The organism is Tunicatimonas sp., from assembly GCF_049647865.1.
In the GTDB taxonomy this organism is placed as follows: Bacteria; Bacteroidota; Bacteroidia; order Cytophagales; family Cyclobacteriaceae; genus Tunicatimonas.
This window is the reverse complement of the sequence record NZ_JBARYM010000033.1, coordinates 1-20,079: the sequence shown is the minus strand read 5'-3', so window position 1 is coordinate 20,079 and position 20,079 is coordinate 1. Positions and strand designations below refer to the sequence as shown.

The window sequence follows — 20,079 nt, the reverse complement described above, 5'->3', positions numbered from 1 at the left end:
ATTCTGAACTGTTCGGACACGAAAAAGGAGCATTTACCGGGGCACAAGATAATCGCAAAGGTTACTTTGAAGAAACCAACAAGGGGACCATTTTTTTAGATGAGATCGGAGAGATGCCATTAGGAACCCAGTCGCGCTTATTACGAGTGTTGGAATACGGTGAGTTTATTCGAGTGGGGTCGTCCAAAGTGCAGAAAACCGACGTGCGGGTGGTAGCAGCTACTAACGTAAATCTACTGGAGGCGGTGCAGAACGGTAAATTCCGAGAAGATTTATACTATCGGCTTAATTCGGTTCCGATTTATGTGCCGCCGCTACGGGAGAGGGGCGACGACACTGTGTTGCTCTTTCGCAAATTTGCTACTGATTTTGCCGAGCGAAACCGTACTAAGCCTATTCAACTCCAGCCTGATGCTAAAGCTGTAATGCTGGAGTATCGTTTTCCGGGTAATATTCGGGAACTGAAAAACTTTGTGGAACGTATGTCGCTGCTAACAGAAGAGCGAGAGATTGATGCTAATATTTTAAGACAATTTTTGCCTCCAACCCAATCATCACTACCTGCCCTCTATCGGCAAGAATCAGGAAGAGAGAATTTTAGCGAGCGAGATTTACTGTACAAAGTGCTGTTTGAAATGCGGCACGATCTTACTGAGCTAAAGAAATTAGTGTTACGCATGTTGCAAGACGAAAACTTTGATTCTCGCGTTATAAGAGAACATCAAGATTTATTTAATGGTGTACATAGCGACTTGCGAAGGGCTGATAAATATCCGGGGTTCGGTGATCAGCCAATTACCTCCGATCAATTTAAGCGAGAGTTTGAAGATTCAGTAGCTCCAAGCCTGCTAATTAAGAATGGAACCAAGAGCAAAAGCGAAGAGTCGGTAGTAGATTATTCTAATATTGAGGATATTTCACCAGAGTCGGAGGAAGAAGATGATCTTTCATTAGAAAATAAAGAGCGGGAAATGATTAGAAAGGCACTAAAACGGCACGGGCAAAAGCGGAAATACGCGGCTCAAGACCTAGGAATTTCGGAGCGAACGCTCTACCGTAAGATTAAGCAATATGAAATTGACGAATAATAAAGAGGATGGTTTACGGTTAAGGGTTAAGGGTTCATGGTTGAGAGTCTATAGTCATCCTATACCAAGCATAAAAAGCTATTTAGTCTCAACTCCTAACCTTCTACCCTTTACCTTCTACCATTTACCGTGGACTATTGTTATCTGTCTGCTACTAATCATGAGCCTATCAGGTTGTGGAGTTTACTCGTTTACGGGAGCATCCCTTGGGCCTGAAGTAAAGACTATTTCTATTGATAATTTTTACAACGATGCTGGAAATGGCCCTCCTAACATGAGCCAAGTATTTACCGAAGAGATCAGAGATTACTATCAGGCAAATACCAATCTGGCTTTAGTACAGGAGAATGGGGATCTACTGCTGGAAGGCGCTATCACTCGTTACGAATTTGTTCCCGTAGCTCCTCGAGCTTCTGGCAGTAATGATGTAGCCGATGTAGCCGGTTTGGTCCGCTTAAACATTACTGTAAGTGCTTCGTATGTAAATACATACAATGATGAGTTTAATTTTGAAAATAAAAGCTTTACCTTTTTTGCTGATTTCAGTTCCGATCGTGATCCTTCTTCAGTAGAAGATGATCTGATTTCCGAAATTACCGAACAAATTATTTTCGATATATTTACGGCAACCGTTGCAAATTGGTAAAATGTAATACGATGACCAAATGGCTCAATTATTAAGTTAATTGGATATTGTTTATTACTTCTTGAGACTTTGCATTTTCAATTGTTCATTGTCCACTGCTAATTGTACGTTGTTTTATAGCTAACCAACATTATGGAAGTTCTACCTGATAAATTACTGCGGATACTATCTAATCCAAAAGATATTTCGCTTGATGATCAAGATACGTTAGAAAAAGCTATTGCTGAGTATCCTTATTTCCAGCTAGCCCGCACGCTGCTCGCCAAAGCCAAGCACGATCAGCAGGCCCCCGATGCTTACGAAAGTTTGGGGGGAGCTGCCATTTATGCTCCCGATCGACGATACTTGCGAAAAGTATTCTATGAAAATATTCGTATTGATTGGCAACCGGTAGAGGCTGAATCACCTGAAGACATTCTGAATACAACGGAAACGGAAGTAGGTGAGAACAGCCGTCCGATAGAAGAACCAAGTACAGCCAATTCAACATCAGTTACAGAAACCATAGAGGCTTCAGAAGAAACTAGCTTGGATGAACCCCGTTTGGATGAACCCGGTTTGGATGAACCCAGTTTGGATGAACCTGCTTCGGAAGAATCTAGTTCAGAAGAAATGGTTGTTATGGATTCTACAACAGAAACAATAGAAGTTTCGGAAAAACCTAGTTTGCATGAACCGAGTTCGGACGAATCCATTTCAGATAAATTCGGTTCGGACGAATCCAGTTCGGATGAACCTGAAGTAGACAGCTTCGAGCCGAATGCCGCTCAAAAAGTTGATTCCGATACAAATAATTCAGAACAAGTGGCAGAAAATGCAGGAGTGGCCAACCACGATGAGGAGGAAGAAATTGTGTATCAGGAATTAGAAGAAAATCTTCGGAAGCTTCGGCAGGCGAAGGAAGAAGCTCAGCGGGAAGAAGCGGATAAAAAAAAAATAGCGGACGAAACTAAAGTAGCTTCAGAAAGCTATCATACCGAAGTTTCTGCTCAGTCTCCTTTGTTAATCGATTATTTGCACGGCATAGAACCCGTTTCATCCGAACGTTTGGGCATTCATCAGCAGAAGCAAAATGAACTAATTAACAAATTTGTGAATTCTGATACCAATAACGTAGGTCGCCTTCGCCCAAACTCACCGGATAATGTAGCCGAAGCCTCGGATTTATCAGAGAGAAGTGCTACGTACGATGGTGAGTTAGTCACCGAAAACTTGGCCGAAATTATGCTGAAACAGGGCAAGAAGGGGAAAGCGATTAAAATCTATCAGCAGTTAATGTTGAAATTCCCTGATAAAAAGGCGTACTTTGCGGAAAAAATAGAAAAGCTAAACGAAATATAGATGTTTACATTTGTTATTACCCTCACTATCATTGTTGCCGTACTTTTGGTTCTTGTAGTGCTCGCTCAGAACTCTAAAGGTGGCGGACTATCCAGCCAGTTTGGCGGATCAGGTTCTTCTACGCAAATGATCGGGGTAAAGCGCACCGCCGATTTTCTGGAAAAAGCTACTTGGGCCTTAGCCATTACTCTCATGATACTAGCTTTGTCTTCTAGCTTCCTGCTTGATAATCAAACCTCGGAAGCAGGTTTTACCAGCCCTAATATCGAGAGTGCCCAAGACCGAATTGCCCCTCCCACTTTAGGAACCGATGTTCCTGCCACTGGGGAAAATACTGACTCAGACCTAGAAGGTCTTACCGAACCCGACTCAGTTGATGAATAATGATTAATGACTGATGGTGGATGTGTCCATTCCATTATTCGTAAATCAATTCTCATTCATCATTAGTTACGCTGCTTGTCCAATGTGCTGAACGAGCATTCGTTTAGCAATGGGGAGAAGGGTGGCCTTTAGCGGATAGGTTTCTTGAGAAATAGCCAAATAGGTAGCCGGATTGGGCAGTTCCTGATTAGAGATAATTAGGTTTCTTTTAATTTGTTCAAATGAATTGCTTATGCTCCAACTAACTTCATCTACCTGTTGGGTCCGAATAGTCCGGTAAGCTTCTTCAGCCTGATAAGAAATCGTAATTTTATAATTATAAATGTAAACCGCCCCCTGCGTGTGAGTTGAAAGTAACAGGTATCCCTCATTTTTATAAAGTGGCACAATCCCCACCGATTCAATGCTGATGCTCTGGGCAATATCTTCGTAAATCTCCGCCCCCTCTTCTACTCGCTCCTTAAAATGAGGAAGAGAAAAGTTGACAATTTCTTCTAATGTATTCATCAAATCACTATCCTGGATCATTTTACGATAGTGAATCTTTAGCTGTTCAAAATCGGCTCTTGATACTTCCTTAGGAAAATTCTCGTAGATCAACTGCTTGTTCTTTTGCAGCGCAATTAAATTATTGTAATGAAATACCAGGTCAGACATAAATGGGTATAACTCCCGGTCGGTAAATCGACTTTTTACCTTTTGCATATACGCTAATAGTACATACTTTTTGTACTCGAGATCTACCAGACCGCGAGTCAGCCAATCCTGATGAAGGGTATCCATAAATTTGTGGTTTGTTTCTGCGACAAAAGATAAAGATTCAGAGTTAACCAAACAAACGTGCAACTTTGTCAGTGACAGCTTTTTCTGACACACGTAATAAAAGTAGTAAGTCTGCAATTTTGGCAGGGATAGTCGGCTAAACATACCATTAAAACGCTTGGCATAAGAACTGTATTATACATAATGAGTCGCTGCTTAGTGACTTAACGATTAACACAGTTAAATCTAATCAAAACAGTTTAAAAACATGTCACAAGTGAACATCACACCATTAGCTGACCGCGTTCTAGTTGAGCCTGCGGCGGCTGAAGAAAAAACTGCCTCTGGTATCATTATTCCCGATACTGCCAAAGAAAAACCTCAGAAGGGATCAATCGTTGCGATTGGCAACGGAAAGAAAGATGAGCCTCTTACTGTAAAAGTAGGCGACCAAGTGCTTTATGGAAAGTACGCTGGAACTGAAATTACGGTAGAAGGAAAAGACTATCTAATGATGCGGGAGTCTGATATCTTCGCAATAGTATAATTAATCAACTGAACCTGAAAATTTAAAAACATTTGAATCATGGCTAAAGAAATATATTTTGACACAAAAGCCCGCGATAAGGTAAAAAAAGGGGTAGATACCCTTGCCAATGCGGTAAAAGTTACCTTAGGACCTAAGGGACGTAATGTAGTAATTGATAAAAAATTTGGTGCTCCTACTGTAACCAAAGATGGTGTTTCAGTAGCGAAAGAAATCGAACTGAAAGATGCCATTGAGAACATGGGAGCGCAGCTAGTAAAAGAAGTTGCTTCCAAAACAGCTGACAGTGCTGGTGATGGTACTACTACTGCTACTGTACTTGCTCAGGCAATCTTCGCCCACGGAATTAAAAACGTAGCCGCTGGTGCTAATCCAATGGATTTGAAGCGAGGCATTGAGAAAGCAGTTGATGCAGTAGTGAAAGCACTACACAATCAGTCTAAAACCATTGATAGCTCCAATGAAATTACGCAAGTAGCTTCTATTTCCGCCAACAATGATAGCGAAATCGGCCAGATGATCGCTAACGCGATGGAAAAAGTTGGTAAAGACGGAGTAATCACTGTAGAAGAAGCCAAAGGTACTGAAACTGAGGTGAAACTAGTGGAAGGTATGCAGTTTGACCGAGGTTATCTTTCTCCTTACTTCGTGACTAATACGGAGAGAATGGAAGCTGAGCTGGAAAATCCTTACATCCTGATTTACGACAAAAAAGTATCAGCGATGAAAGAATTACTTCCGGTATTGGAAGGTGTAGCGCAGACTGGCAAGCCTCTTTTGATTATTGCGGAAGATGTAGAAGGCGAAGCTCTAGCTACATTAGTAGTAAATAAAATTCGAGGTTCACTGAAAATTGCGGCCGTTAAGGCACCTGGTTTTGGCGACCGTCGTAAAGCGATGCTAGAAGATATTGCGATCTTAACTGGTGGTACCGTAATCTCGGAAGAGCGCGGTTACAAACTAGAGAACGCTACGTTAGACTACTTAGGTACGGCAGAGAAAATCAATATCGATAAAGATAACACGACCATCGTAAACGGTGCCGGTGAGAAAGATCAGATTACTGCTCGGGTGGGACAGATCAAATCGCAGATTGAGTCTACTACTTCTGACTACGACCGCGAGAAGCTACAAGAGCGCTTAGCGAAGCTTTCGGGTGGAGTTGCCATTCTGTACATTGGAGCGGCTACTGAAGTAGAAATGAAAGAGAAGAAAGACCGCGTTGATGATGCCCTGCACGCAACCCGTGCTGCCGTTGAAGAAGGCGTTGTTGCCGGTGGTGGAGTTGCTTTAGTGCGCGCCATCTCTTCACTAGAGAACATTACTACTGAGAATAAAGACCAAGAGACTGGTATCAACATTGTTCGCTTAGCTTTAGAATCACCGCTTCGTGTGATTGTAGAGAATGCTGGACAAGAAGGTTCAGTTGTAATTCAAAAAGTACGAGAAGGGGAAGGCGACTACGGTTTCAACGCTCGCACGGATGAATACGAAAACCTAGTTCAGGCGGGAGTCATTGACCCTACTAAAGTAACGCGTCTGGCCTTAGAGAACGCCGCTTCTATTGCGGGTCTTCTATTGACTACCGAGTGCGTTATTGCTGATGAGCCGGAAGATGAGCCAGCTGGTCCTCCAATGGGCGGCGGAATGCCCGGCGGCATGGGTGGCATGATGTAATCACTGCCTCACATATATCAATAAACACGAAAGAGCAACTCAACTATGGGTTGCTCTTTTTTACTCAACAGGCTAATAGTAAAAGATTTGCCTAGTAATGTGGCTAGGTGTGAACTGCTAATAAAAAGAGTCTTTACGGATCAAATAAAAAAATCTAACCCAAATTTGAACCAGTAGTCATAAAGTATCTAATGGGCTTTTAATTTTCGTTTTGGCTACATCCGTAATGTGGGTGTAGATCTCGGTAGTTCTAATAGAACTGTGTCCGAGTAGTTCTTGCACATAACGAATATCAGTACCTCCCTCTACTAAATGAGTAGCAAATCGGATCGCCCGGGGCGCGTAGCCGAAGCGACTATGTCTTAAAATATGAGGTGTTACCGGACGGGTAACTCCCGCTTTTTGGGCTACTTGCTTCACTATATTCTGTACACTTATGGCTGAAAACTGCGCTTTACGCTGCCCCTCAAACAGGTACGTCTTGGGACGATACTGTTTAAAATATTCTCGCAATGTTTCTAGCAAATTTTTAGGAAGCATCACATTTCTATCTTTTCGTCCTATTGCATTTCTTACGTGAATAAGCAGATGCTCAGAATTTATATCTACTATTTGGAGTGCCAGTAACTCTTAAAGCCTTAACCCAGCTCCGTAGAGCAATTTCAGAATGCACTGATGTATAAGATTTTTAGTAACCTCAAACATACGTTTTACTTCACCCTTACTGATATATTTAGGCAGTGTAGTGCGTTTACGCTTCGGATATAGGTAACGTTTCAGTAAGTATGTAAAAGTGGAAATTGTTAAATTTAAACAAACCACTTACTGTTATGAAACCAAAAGAAGAAAAGAAGTTTAGTGCTGAGTTTATCTCCCAGTTTAAGAGTGAAGAGGACGTATCAGCCTACTTCGGTGATATGTACAAAGCCGTCATTGAGCAGATGCTGGAAGGGGAAATGGAAGGGCATCTCGGTTACGCCCCTCATGATCGGCAGACTGATAAGAAAGGCAATTACCGCAATGGCAAGAAGTCCAAGCAAGTTAGAAGTAAGCTAGGCACCCTAAATGTTTCGGTACCTCAAGATCGGCAGAGCAGTTTTACCCCACAGGTGGTTCCTAAGCGTCATTCTGTGATGGCCGATCTAGAAGATCGCGCGTTGAGCTTCTATGCCAATGGGATGAGTACTAGAGATATCGCCACGCAAATGGAAGACATCTATGGGGCGGCCGCTGCGCGGTTACTTTTTCGGCCGCTCAGGTATCCCGGATTACCGACCGGGTACTGGATACAGTTAAGGAATGGCAGACACGTCCACTGGATGCATTATATCTGGTACTCTGGCTGGATGGCATTCGCTTCCGGGTTAAGGAAGGTAGCCAGTATAAGACCAAAGTGATTTATCTAGTCATTGGTTTGAACATGCTAGGGCACAAAGAGGTGCTAGGCATGTGGCTGGACTTGACCGAGAGTGCTTCTTTCTGGATGAAGGTACTGGATGATCTAAAGCAACGAGGCGTTGAGCGTGTTTTCATCGGCTGCATGGACAACTTAGTGGGTTTCTCAGAGGCTATCCAAGCGGTCTTTCCCGATTGCCTCACGCAACTCTGTATTGTCCATCAGGTACGCAACTCACTGAAGCACGTAGCTTGGGGGGAGCGTAAAGACTTCGCCCAGGATTTGAAGAAAATCTATACGGCTACCAACAAGCAGGCAGGCGAAGAAGCCTTGCTAGAAGTAGAAGAGAAATGGAGCGAAAAGTACCCTCATGTCTTCCGAAGTTGGACTAGCAACTGGGAACGCCTCAGTGTCTTCTACGAGTTTCCCGCTGAGATCAGGAAGATGGTCTATACAACTAACATCATTGAAAACCTCAACCGGGTAATCCGCAAATATACGAAGGGCAAAACCGTCTTTCCCAGTGATGATGCCGTGCAAAAAGCCGTCTTCTTGGCTGTAGAGCATATCAGCAAAAAGTGGTCAATGCCGGTAAGACATTGGCAAAAGATATTGGCCCAATTTGCGATCCTCTACCCTGACAAAATAAAGCTTGAAATCTAATCCGAACTTTTACAAAATTAATGAAACATTACCAAATCAGAAGAACTTAGTTGATAATTTCACATCACTAATGATAATGAACTACTTAGGACACAGTGTCTGATTCATTACTAATTCTCGCCTGCTTACGGATATTCGCTAGGATTTTCTATTTGGTTTGTACTCGCTAATAATAATTGCTTAAACACACAACGAAACCATACACAAACTCGTTATGCTCAATTATTTTTAAACAATATTAGAATGAAACGATACTTTTTACTTGCCATTTTACTGCAAACAATAGCAGCATGTGATGATACGGATGAACTAACCGAAGAAAGTCCTAAGCTTTCAATTGAACCTCAAATTTTCCTAAATTCTGGTGATACAACTGTTTCGTATAATTATCAGAACTCTAATGAACTCTCTTGGATCCATTATCAAGATTCCTATGAAGATACCAATCCTGATTCTGTTATAGTAGATTACAGAGTAGAATTTACCGGGGCAACTTCTTATTTACAATTGACATTCTTTAAATCTTTTTTGATTGACAGTTTAGATAATGAAGTTTCATCAAATTTTCCGTATGATTATTCCCTATCCGAACGAGAGTTACTGAAGATATTCCAGAAAGGTGAGCACTTAATAGTAGATCATGAGGTCAATTTTACTGGGCCGCTATTAATCAGGCCGTCAAATGGTACAAATATCCGCCACTTTAGATTTCTTTCTTATGACCCCGTTGAGGGCATAAATAACTTTAAAGAATTTGGGTCCGCTGAAAATGAGGGAAATTATTTTGAAATCAACGAAATAACTAAGTTGACACTTGATAACATCGAAAGAGGAACTCAAGACTTGGATTTGACCCCAGTTTCACTCGTGGTGTATAACACGGTATATGCTATTAAAGGGTCATTTGATGTAAATATGTACGCCAGATCATTTCCTGAGAGTGAAACATTAATCTCACCGGAATTCACATTTGTTGTTTATACGGATAAGAAAGAACAATATCGCTAAAATTAAAAAAGAGCATTATCAGGGCTATATTCTATATGGTTGTAGCGTTGGATCGAGACTTTTTAACCTTTTCCAGCACCACTATAATCACATATTTTAGCTCAGTAGTAACTGAAAACTCAATAGTTTTAAGTCCGTGGGGAAATATAGCCTAGTGCTTTGTCAATGTTTAAAATTTGGGTTCAGGCAGTCGTGAAATTTGTCCTAGACAGAGGCGCAAAAAATGAGCATAGCCGTAGCTACGCGAATTTTCTGCAACAAATAGATAGGCCAAATTTCACCCTGGATTACCCGAACTTTTAGGCTTGACGAAGCACTAGGTGTTATAATATTCTATCCTAAGGACATTTCCCCGCGCCACTGTGGTTAGGATAAAGCTCTACGAATCTGGGGTCTCGCACCCAAGATGCCGGCCACCGAAATAAATCTGGCAAAAGCGTTTCGCTTTAAACTCTACGTTAACGTGCTAACACATCTGAGCGTTATACACCATTTGGGACTATACAGCTTGTGTCTTATGCAAAACTTTAGTGTTGACCATAGCGCAGCATCTTAACAAGTACTCAGCTCGATTTGAATTCGATTGCCCTATTAACTAGATCAATATTACGGATTATCAAACCCACATAACTAATATTATTATTTGTGAGTAGGTTCATTATCTTTACCTACAGAAACCTTCTAATAGGAGTATCATGCAGGCTATTAACGAAGAAGAAGAAAAGAAAGAAATTCTTCGACGATATCGTCGTCTGTTACGTTTAGCTAAGCCTTACCTGAATGGCGATGATGCTAAACAGATTAAGCGTGCATTTAATCTTTCCGTAGAGGCCCACCGAGATATGCGTCGAAAATCAGGGGAGCCCTATATTTACCACCCACTTTCAGTAGCTGAAATATCTGTTCGAGAAATTGGGTTAGGCACCACCTCAATCGTTGCCGCACTACTGCACGATGTGGTGGAAGATACTCACGTAGAACTAGAAGATATTGAGCGGGAATTTGGCCCTAAGATTTCCCGAATTATTGATGGTCTTACTAAAATAGCAGGAGTATTCGAGTATGGAACTTCTCAGCAGGCAGAGAATTTCCGTAAAATGTTGCTTACGCTCTCCGACGATGTTCGAGTAATTTTAATTAAGCTGGCTGACCGTCTGCACAACATGCGGACACTCGATAGTATGCCGCAAGACAAGCAATTGAAGATTTCCTCTGAAACTATCTACCTCTATGCTCCGCTGGCGCACCGGCTAGGGCTGTACGCAATTAAATCTGAGTTAGAAGATTTATACCTAAAGTATACGCAACCCGGGGTTTATCGTGATATTGCTAAAGCAATTAGCAGTAGTAAAGATGCGCGTCGCCGATTTATTCGCAAGTTTATCGAGCCTATTGAAACTACTTTCGGGCGTCAACATTTTAGCAAAGAACAGTTCGTAGTGCTAGGTCGGCCCAAGTCTATTTATTCCATCTGGAATAAGATGAATACCAAAAAAATTCCATTTCAAGAAGTATATGATCTGTTTGCCGTTCGCATCATACTGGATGTGCCTATTGAAGATGAAAAAGCTGCTTGTTGGAAAGCCTACTCAGTTATAACTGATTTTTATAATCCAAACCCGGAACGTTTACGCGATTGGATCAGCACTCCCAAATCCAATGGTTACGAGTCGTTGCATACCACAGTGATGAGTCCCAGTGGGCAATGGGTTGAGGTACAAATTCGTACTCGGCGGATGGACGAAATTGCCGAGAAAGGCTATGCCGCGCATTGGAAATACAAAGATAAACCAACCGCTAGCCGTCAGTCGGGATTAGAAGAATGGATTGCGCAGGTACGTACTATTCTGGAGCAAGCTAAAAGTGAAAATGCTGCTTCGGCTATTGAGTTTGTCGATGATTTTCGGTCCAATCTCTTTAATGAAGAAGTATTTGTGTTCACTCCCAAAGGCGAGCTACGGACATTGCCGGGAGGAGCTACAGCTCTCGATTTTGCTTTTGATATTCATACCGAGGTAGGTGCCCATTGTCTGGGAGCTAAGGTGAATCAGAAACTAGTACCCATTAACTATATTCTCCAAAACGGCGATCAAATTGAGATTATTACCTCTAATAAGCAGAAGCCTAACGAAGGCTGGTTACGCTTCGCAATAAGTTCTAAAGCCAAAGGCAAAATTAAAGAGATACTAAAAGAAGAGAAGAAGGCTGAGGCTGCTGAAGGTAAAGAGATTGTCAAGCGCAAACTGCGACAAATGAAAATGGAGTTGAGTAGTCAGGTAATTGAACAGATGACTGACTATTTTAATGTGAAAACTCCGTTAGAATTATACTATCAGGTAGGGGAGGGGGTTATTCCTAGCACTTCGCTGAAGCGATTTAAAGAGGATACGGAACGGGACAAAGCGAAAGCAAGTGGGCAGATTAACGATGCTAAAACTTTCAAGAAGACGGTCTCCCAAATAAAAGGCGAAGATCAGGCCATTCTGCTAATTGGTGAAGATCAAGACATTATTGATTACAAATTAGCCAAATGCTGTAACCCCATTCCGGGCGATAATGTGTTTGGCTTTGTTACGGTAAACGAGGGGATTAAAATTCACCGCACCAACTGTTCTAATGCTCCCGAGTTAATGTCAAACTACGGCTATCGTATTGTGCAGGCGGAATGGACCCAGAAGAAAGAGTCGGCCTTTCTTTCTAGTTTGCGGATCAATGGAACCGATCGAGTAGGCTTGATTAGTGATATTAGCGATATTATTTCTTCTGAACTGAAAGTGAACATGCGCTCTTTTCAGATGGATACCGATGAAGGAATCTTTGAAGGAAACATCATGTTGTACGTACACGATCGTCGTCATCTCGACAAGTTGATTAAGCGACTGGAGCGAATAGCGGGTGTAGAGAAAGTGACTCGAAACGTTTCTTTATAATGGCTATTTTCATTTCTGTTGTGGCACTACGACCGAAAATTATATCTTTGCAGTTTAGAGATTAGTTATGGCATTAAACCCCGAAGTATTTTCAAAAGTTAAAAACACTTTTATTGCCTACTTAGAGCAGAAAGGGTATCGTAAAACTCCCGAACGATTCGCTATTCTGGAAGAAATCTACTCAAGAAGTGGCCATTTTGATGTAGAATCGCTTTACATCAACATGAAGAATAAAGGCTTCAGAGTAAGTCGAGCAACCGTGTACAACACTTTAGATATTCTGGTAGAATGCGATTTAGTGAGCAAGCATCAGTTTGGAAAGAATCTCGCTCAGTACGAAAAAAACTACGGTTACAAGCAACATGATCATTTAATTTGCACGGATTGCAGTCAAGTACTGGAGTTTTGTGATCCTCGCATTTACAATATTCAAAAAATGGTGGGTGAACTGTTAGGTTACGAAGTAGATCATCATTCGCTAATTCTGTACGGAAGCTGCAATAAGGAGAATTGCGAAAAACGTCCGGCTGAGCCTCTGTCAGGCGTAGAAAAATCAAATTAAGTTTTTTGCTATTTCATTAATCGCTGGTCAACAGTGACTTTTTCCATCTCTATTTATTATTAACGCTACATTTTCAACTATCAACTAATACAATATGAGTGTCGATGTGCTGCTAGGACTCCAGTGGGGGGACGAAGGAAAAGGTAAAATTGTAGATTACCTAGCACCTAAATATAACGTAATTGCTCGCTTTCAAGGTGGGCCTAATGCTGGTCATACCCTAGAATTTGACCAAACCAAGCACGTACTTCACCAAATTCCATCGGGTGTTTTTCGTCCTGATGCTAAGAATGTTATTGGCAACGGAGTGGTGCTTGATCCGGTAATCTTGCAAAAAGAGATTGTAGAGCTACAGAACAAAGGAGTTGATCCTACGCGAAACCTCTACGTTTCTAAAAAGGCCCAACTTATTTTACCAACCCATCGATTGCTTGATGCCGCTTACGAACAAGCGAAAGGGGACAAAAAGATTGGGTCAACTTTGAAAGGCATTGGACCTACTTACCAAGATAAAATTGGTCGTTTGGGAATGCGGGTTGGCGATGTTCTGCGAAATGATTTTGCCGAACTTTACCAAGTTCGGGTAGATGAACACAAAAAGAAATTGGCTTCCTACAACTATTCTTACGATCTAGCACCTTTGGAGCAAGACTTTCGGCAAGCAGTAGGTTTTCTTAAAACATTGAAGCTAATTGATAGCGAAATATATTTGCATGATCAGTTAGATCAACAGATTCCTATTCTGGCGGAAGGGGCGCAAGGTGCCCTGTTGGATATTGACTTCGGTAGTTACCCCTTCGTAACTAGCTCTACTACTACGGCAGCCGGAGCTTGCACCGGATTAGGCATTGCCCCTCGCCATATTGGCGAAGTATTCGGAATTTTTAAAGCATATTGTACCCGAGTTGGTTCTGGCCCATTTCCTACTGAACTTCATGACTCGCTAGGGGAAGAGCTACGAAAAAAGGGTTCTGAGTTTGGAGCGACTACGGGCCGCCCTCGCCGGTGTGGCTGGCTAGATCTACCAGCTCTAAATTATGCCGTAAAGCTAAATGGGGTAACGCAGCTCTTTATGATGAAAGCGGATGTGCTAAATGGTATGGACGAAATAAAAGTGTGTACCCATTACCAACTGTCGGATGGAAGTGAAATTGACTATATTCCGTATGATTTGAGGGAAGAGGAAGTGAAGCCGATCTACCGAACAATGGAGTGCTGGGATTTTGATCTGAATGCTGCCGATAATATTTCGGATCTACCTGCGTCTTTTCATCGCTATATCGAGTTTATTGAAAGCTTTGTGAAAGTTCCTATTAATCTGGTCTCTCTAGGGCCGAAGCGTAATCAGACATTATTGAGGCAAGGCAGCTTGTTAGCTGATGCTTAAAAATAACTGTGACATTTACTTTCACCGATATTAAGCCGATAACTTAGCATAAATTCGTGCGTGCCATCGGTATAGTTACGAATTCGCGATATCGTGTGATCGTACGTATAGCCAAAACTGAAACTACGGTTTAAGATAATCTCCATAAGAATAATCATTGAATCTCCACTACGGTACGAGCCGCCCAGATTAATGACATCTTGGAGAAAAACGTTCATATTTAAGTCCATTCCTAGTGGTTGCCCTTCTTGGTATCGGATGAGCGTGGAAGGCTTAAGTTTAACAGATGGACTAGGAGAAAATACGTGTCCACCTGTAAGGAAATAGTACCTTCGTTCAGTAGCCTGGCTAATTACATCGGCACTATTATATACTTTATTATTCAGCAAGTAAGGAACGGAAATTCCCGCATAAGTAGTGCTGTTACTGTAAAAAGCACCGGTTCCGAAATTGGGACTAAAGCGGGTTACCGTGCCAGTTAATGTAGGGTCGTTTAAGTGAAACCGACGCAACAATTCAAAGTTAGACTGCGTGTAATTGCCCCCCGCTTGCAAGCCTAATGATAACGTTCCGACAGCTAGTTTTAGTTTGTAAGAGTAACTAGCAAACATGCTGTAATCATCATGAATGCCTATTCTATCGTTAGATATTATTAATCCTAATCCTACCGGGCGGTTTTCCAGTGCGGTATGCGTAATTAGACTATTGGTTTTGGGAGCTCCTTCTACATTTACCCACTGATCGCGGTGCACCATACTAATTACCCACTGCTTTTGATTACCAGCATAAGCCGGATTAAGCACCAATCCATTGAACATATATTGCGAGAATATAGGGCGCTGCTGAGCGTGTGTTGCCCCGGGTAGTGCCATTAACCCAATCAAAAGAATGAAAAATAAAGTATGTAAAGTATTTCTATTCATAAATAATATTCATCGACTCATCAACGTGTGACAAGCTAGTGAAATAGGTTACCTAATTAATTCTAAATACCCTGATTCTGGCTCATCGCCATTGTTCTTATCAATGATGTAAAAGTAGGTGCCATCGGGAAGTTTTTCACCGCCAATGTAGAGACCACGGTTCCCAGTTCCTTCAAAATATGAGGTTTCATTATCGTAGTTAAGATTTTCATAAACAATTGCCCCAGCTCGATTGTAGATTCGAACAATGTTGTTCTCAAAATTCTCAATGCAACTAATGATGAATGTATCGTTATTGCCGTCTCCATTGGGGGAAATTCCATTGAAAGCATAAATTGTACTTTCAATTTCAGCAGTTTGGGTAAACGTGCAGCCATTGTCATCAATGATAGTAGCTTCGTAAACCCCAGGTGGCTGGTTTGTTAAAAAGAATCCATTGACGTAGCCATTTGGAGTTAGCCATTCGATATCGACTACTTTCACATTTTCGTTAAACTGGACGGTGATGGTTCCGCTCGCTTCAAAGCAGGTAGATGGGGTACTTACGATTTCAAAATCGGGAACCCGAATTTCTTCTGAAATGTCAACCGTCGCCGGATCAGAAGAGCATCCTGTCACCAGATTCACTACCGAAACTGAATATTCTTCTGCGGTCAGACCAGTAACTATATTGGTATTTGTACTACGGAATACTTCATCTCCATCTTCGTTGTACCATGTGTATTCATAAACAGCCGTAGAGTCTAGTGCGGTACTATCCAATACAGCCCTAGCGGAACCGTTAGGATTTACGCAGTTGGTAACGGCTAGAAGCATCTCAGTATCAGGCGTTGGCAAGCGAAAATCAGTGTTTTCAGCGATAATTGTTCCTGAAACAGGGTCGCTTAAGCAGCCAGTAATTCTATCTCTAACAACCACTGAGTAGGTGTTAGGAGAAAGCTCAGCCGCAGTGGAGCCTTGAGCAATAGGATTATCAGTAACATCGTCGCCTTCGTACCAGAAAAATTCATACCGGGAAGGGTTGCTCGCTACAGAAGCCGATAATTGTCCGTTTGGATTTCCTTCATCACAGTTGGTCATGTTGAACTCGCTAGTAACCTCTACTGCTATATCGTTGCCTCGGAGGTCATCTACTGTAACGATGGCTTCAACTGGTTCACACTCCGGTTCACTCTGATCGCTTACTTGTACTCGGTAAGTACCACTTTCCAATTCGGTAACTAAATTACGATCATCAGGAACAGCGAGAGCATTACCTTCACTATCAAACCATCGGTATGCAAAATTACCACTGCCTCCGTTTACATTAGCCGCTGCCTGCCCGTTCGGAAGAATACAGCTACTAAAAGGAGAAGAAGAAGCACTGATAATAAGTGGCATTGCAATCCCGTCGATAGTATAACTTCGGGTAGTCGAGCAGCCAGTCAGGGTATCCTGTATCCAAATTGTATACGTTCCCGGAATTAAATCTTCTACTTCTAGCAGGTTACTAAATCCTATTAAGCTATCGGAGGGGTTACTAATTACGGCTCCTTCGTACCAACGGGTAATAATATCAGTACTATTCCTCACTTCAACTTCAATGAATCCTTCAGGATCATCTGTAGGATCACAAGCTATAATTGGATCAGCAATGTTGTCTAGTACGACCACCAGATTAGAAGTAGAGTCTTCAACAACAACTTGAACGGGGAGTGACTCACAACCCGGACCAACTGCCTTCACGAGGTAAGTTCCGGCCGGTAAGCTATCAGCCGCCAAGCTATCAGCGTCAAGTCCGTACGTTCCCGCTGATAGTTCGGTAGTAAAGTTATCATCTGACCAAATAAATTGGTAACCTCCGTAAGGAAGAACTGCTCCCCGAAAAGTAAGATCATTTACTTCGGCTACTCCGTTAGCTGGTTCGCAATTCGTTAGATCCGCAAGTTTGTTCACAGTTAGAATGGGAAGAGCCGTTTGCGTACCCACCTCAAACGTAGCGGTCTGCGGACAGCCGGTATCATTGTTGGTGACGGTAACCTGATAACTACCTGCTTCCAGGTTACTAATTATTTCAGAATTAACTCCCACCGGAGTAATTATCTCAGTTCCTGGAAGAGGTGAGCCATCAGCAAATTCCCAAACAAAATCATAATCGCTGGCAATTGATCCGTCTAGCTCTTCTACCCGAATATCAATCGCCCCTTCATTTATTCCGGTGCAACTGATAAAATCGGTAATAGACTGTGGATAAATTACTGGGTATTGAATAGAGTCGGTTAGCACTACTTGTAAGAAATCTTCAGACAGGCAGCTTCCGGTATCGTTATTTCTTATTCTTACGTAGTAAGTTCCTACTGATAAGTCAGTTTGTACGTTTGTAGTACCAGGTAGTGGAGTACTGCTAGTGCTGCCTAAGTGCCATATAAATGTATAATTAGCAAAAGCAGCATTGGTAGATTGAATGATTGTACCATCTTCTAGTACTTCAGTAATCGTGATTTCCCCGTCGCCGTCGCAGGTATACACATTTCTTTTGCTAGCACTAGCTGCGGTAAATTCCGGATAAATCGGCTCAAAACGGATAGTGTCTCGGGCAATTACCGTTTCGCAATCTAAGTCATTATTTCTTACTTCTACCCGATAGGCACCCGTAGCCAAACTGTTCACCGTACTAGTCAACACGCCATTATCGGTGTGAATATTAACGTTGCTATCATCGTACCAATTAAAGATATAGCCACCAGCTGGAGTAGAAATTGTTGCATCCGAAGCTAATTCAAATGCCTGCACTGAAAGTATTCCTTCGTTTGAGCCCGAGCAGTCAACGTTAGAAACGTTTTGGGTAATCTCCACTTGAGTTTCAGTAACCTGATAAAGAATTTCCCCCATCAGTGGACCAGAGAAACAGCCTGTGGTATTATCAATAGCGTAGACGTAGTAGCGCCCGCTATCTAACCCAGTTAGCACTGCGCCAGTGTTGGGAGTAACTGTAATATCAGCTGATGCCGTTACCGGATTATCGTGCCAGTAAAAAGAATAATCAGCCAAATTGGTGATGCCTGTTGATGCCGAAGCAACAACTTCCAGTTCGCCATCCGCCGGAGTACAAGTTGTCTGATGGCTGTTTATCTGCATATTGTCGTGCTCCAAAACAGGGGCTACCGACAGGTCACTCACTTCAACAAATATCGTAGTATCGCAAGTTGTTGTATTATCTCGGAAGGTAAAAGCATAGTCGCCAGCGGCCAGTTGTTGAATCACAAATTGGGTTTGGCTACCTACGTTGCTAGAAGAAGAAGTTGGAGTGAACGGATTAGCGTTGAAGGTAGGATTAATCAAAGTATAGCCGGTAAAAGCAGTGCCATCGGTGGCTCTTTTTTCAAGAGTTACGTCGATCTGCCCGTTGTCACTACTACAATAAGTGTCGGGAGCAATTGTCACATCAGCCAACGGCGACTGAGCTTCCGCTACTACCTCAAATGTACGCGGATCGGAGCGACAACCGAGCGGACCCAAGCTCCTATTAAAGTCAAAGGCATCAACCACAATCACGGTGTAGAAACCGGGAGCTAATCCACTGATGGTAGATTGATTGCTAGCCTGAGTAGGCGTAGCCGTCATGATATCAAGGTTTGTTAAATCATCTAGTGGACTGGCGCTAGGGTCAATATACTCTACATTTTCCCCTTCGAACCAGTAGTAGAAGAAGTCATCGTCGTTATGAGTATTGAAATTGGGTAAAGCCCGAACCGAAGCATCTACCTCAGCCTGTATCTCGCCGTTGTAGCTGGCCGGATCGCAAGTAGTAGATGGAGTAGGAGGGGTAGTTAACGTTGCCGGTGGTACGGGAGTAATACTTGCATCAGGTGCCAGCACATAAACTGAATCCTTGAAACAGCCGGTCGCCTGATCGGTAATCCGAATCATATACCTATCCGAGCGAATACTACTGATAGTATTAGTAGTAGCCCCAGTTATAGGGTAGGTATCATCGCCCCCTCGGTACCACTGGTATAAGAATGGTCCGGTTCCGCCGGTAATACTACTGACTGTTAAAGCTCCATCCGGGTTGACACAATCAGCTTGGGTAGTAGGGTTAAAAGTGAAGTTCAGGTTATTCTGCGTTGTGTTGCCAACTTCTACGGTGTAGGCAATTGAAACACAAGTGGAATTAATGTTGGTGGCTTCAACAGTGTACATCCCGGGTGCAACGTTCTCCAAACGCGAAGCTGTAGCCGTAGGGTTTGTGCCGGGCACTGGGGTTGTAGTATCGTCGCCCAAATACCATTGGTAGGTGTAATCGGCTACGTTACCGGTCAGAGTAAAGGTAGCACCATCGTCTTCTGAAAGGTCAATGGACGTAACTTCAGCTACTCCGTCCGGAAAGTCGCAGCGAGTAGCGGCGGTGCTGGCTAAATTGAGCCGAATTTCCGAGCCTCTAATAATATTATCCGGTAAATACACTTGCTTTTCGTCAGCACAGCCGGTTTCGGTATTTTCTACCTCCAGAATATATGTGCCAACTCCAATACTATCTACAGTAAACCCATTAACTACTGCGTCGGGATTATTGTCCGTAACTGGCACTTTCACCCCTCCCACAAGTTGATGCCAAGTAAATATGTAATCGGTAGTATTGCCATTTACATCACCTCGTAAGCCCCCGTTTTGGTTGTTTGCCTCGCAGGAAGTTTGACTAATGATGTCTACATTTATTCCGGCTACTGGGAAGTCTCGAGCATCTTGTATGAAAACTTCAGATGTATCTAACGCAGCACAACCT

The 20,079-nt window shown here is 42.6% G+C and carries 16 protein-coding genes; 12 read left to right on the top strand and 4 right to left on the bottom strand.

The window, feature by feature from the left end; genetic code table 11:
• The 4 genes from WBA23_RS01455 to secG all read left to right on the top strand — a co-directional run.
• Positions 1–1,088 (top strand): sigma 54-interacting transcriptional regulator (locus WBA23_RS01455; protein WP_424580455.1); only part of this gene is annotated, 1,088 nt, incomplete at its 5' end.
• Between the two features lie 160 nt (positions 1,089–1,248).
• Positions 1,249–1,734, top strand: a complete 486-nt coding sequence (locus WBA23_RS01450) for an LptE family protein (protein WP_424580454.1) — start codon at positions 1,249–1,251, stop codon at positions 1,732–1,734.
• 132 nt (positions 1,735–1,866) lie between these two features.
• Positions 1,867–3,075 (top strand): hypothetical protein, encoded by a 1,209-nt coding sequence (locus WBA23_RS01445; protein ID WP_424580453.1) that lies wholly within the window; start codon positions 1,867–1,869, stop codon positions 3,073–3,075.
• Positions 3,076–3,459 carry a preprotein translocase subunit SecG gene (secG, locus tag WBA23_RS01440; RefSeq protein ID WP_424580452.1) on the top strand — a complete coding sequence of 128 codons (384 nt, stop codon included), beginning with the start codon at positions 3,076–3,078 and terminating at the stop codon, positions 3,457–3,459. It begins immediately after the preceding gene.
• Positions 3,460–3,525: 66 nt separating this feature from the next.
• Here secG and WBA23_RS01435 read toward each other — a convergent pair whose 3' ends face one another.
• Complete coding sequence (locus WBA23_RS01435) at positions 3,526–4,242, bottom strand: hypothetical protein (RefSeq protein WP_424580451.1); 717 nt, start codon at positions 4,240–4,242, stop codon at positions 3,526–3,528.
• A gap of 247 nt (positions 4,243–4,489) precedes the next feature.
• Between WBA23_RS01435 and WBA23_RS01430 the strand changes: the two genes are divergently transcribed.
• Together WBA23_RS01430 and groL are read left to right on the top strand one after the other, a co-directional pair.
• On the top strand, positions 4,490–4,768 hold the full coding sequence (locus WBA23_RS01430) for a co-chaperone GroES (RefSeq protein ID WP_424580450.1): 279 nt from the start codon (positions 4,490–4,492) through the stop codon (positions 4,766–4,768).
• Between the two features lie 39 nt (positions 4,769–4,807).
• Complete coding sequence (gene groL / locus WBA23_RS01425; protein ID WP_424580449.1) at positions 4,808–6,445, top strand: chaperonin GroEL; 1,638 nt, start codon at positions 4,808–4,810, stop codon at positions 6,443–6,445.
• Positions 6,446–6,622: 177 nt separating this feature from the next.
• On the opposite strand, the gene WBA23_RS01420 is transcribed toward groL, so the two are convergent.
• Positions 6,623–7,069 carry a tyrosine-type recombinase/integrase gene (locus WBA23_RS01420; RefSeq protein ID WP_424580458.1) on the bottom strand — a complete coding sequence of 149 codons (447 nt, stop codon included), beginning with the start codon at positions 7,067–7,069 and terminating at the stop codon, positions 6,623–6,625.
• Between the two features lie 206 nt (positions 7,070–7,275).
• Here WBA23_RS01420 and WBA23_RS01415 point away from each other — a divergent pair, with 206 nt between their 5' ends.
• From WBA23_RS01415 to WBA23_RS01390, 6 genes are all read left to right on the top strand, one after another.
• The gene (locus WBA23_RS01415) at positions 7,276–7,842 is read left to right on the top strand and encodes a transposase (RefSeq protein ID WP_424580448.1); all 567 of its coding nucleotides are present in this window, start codon (positions 7,276–7,278) and stop codon (positions 7,840–7,842) included.
• Positions 7,728–8,504 carry an IS256 family transposase gene (locus WBA23_RS01410; RefSeq protein WP_424580457.1) on the top strand — a complete coding sequence of 259 codons (777 nt, stop codon included), beginning with the start codon at positions 7,728–7,730 and terminating at the stop codon, positions 8,502–8,504. Before WBA23_RS01415 ends, WBA23_RS01410 begins: the two co-directional genes overlap by 115 nt.
• A 243-nt stretch (positions 8,505–8,747) precedes the next feature.
• Positions 8,748–9,512: a hypothetical protein gene (locus WBA23_RS01405; RefSeq protein ID WP_424580447.1), complete on the top strand. Its 765-nt coding sequence runs from the start codon at positions 8,748–8,750 to the stop codon at positions 9,510–9,512.
• A gap of 695 nt (positions 9,513–10,207) precedes the next feature.
• Positions 10,208–12,442 carry a RelA/SpoT family protein gene (locus WBA23_RS01400; protein WP_424580446.1) on the top strand — a complete coding sequence of 745 codons (2,235 nt, stop codon included), beginning with the start codon at positions 10,208–10,210 and terminating at the stop codon, positions 12,440–12,442.
• A 67-nt stretch (positions 12,443–12,509) separates the two neighbouring features.
• Positions 12,510–13,004: a Fur family transcriptional regulator gene (locus tag WBA23_RS01395; protein ID WP_424580445.1), complete on the top strand. Its 495-nt coding sequence runs from the start codon at positions 12,510–12,512 to the stop codon at positions 13,002–13,004.
• A 94-nt stretch (positions 13,005–13,098) separates the two neighbouring features.
• Positions 13,099–14,391, top strand: a complete 1,293-nt coding sequence (locus WBA23_RS01390) for an adenylosuccinate synthase (protein WP_424580444.1) — start codon at positions 13,099–13,101, stop codon at positions 14,389–14,391.
• Here the strand turns inward: WBA23_RS01390 and WBA23_RS01385 are convergent.
• The gene (locus WBA23_RS01385) at positions 14,388–15,314 is read right to left on the bottom strand and encodes a PorP/SprF family type IX secretion system membrane protein (RefSeq protein ID WP_424580443.1); all 927 of its coding nucleotides are present in this window, start codon (positions 15,312–15,314) and stop codon (positions 14,388–14,390) included. The two genes, WBA23_RS01390 and WBA23_RS01385, sit on opposite strands and share 4 nt — an antisense overlap.
• Before the next feature lie 48 nt (positions 15,315–15,362).
• Positions 15,363–20,079 (bottom strand): gliding motility-associated C-terminal domain-containing protein (locus tag WBA23_RS01380; protein WP_424580442.1); only part of this gene is annotated, 4,717 nt, incomplete at its 5' end.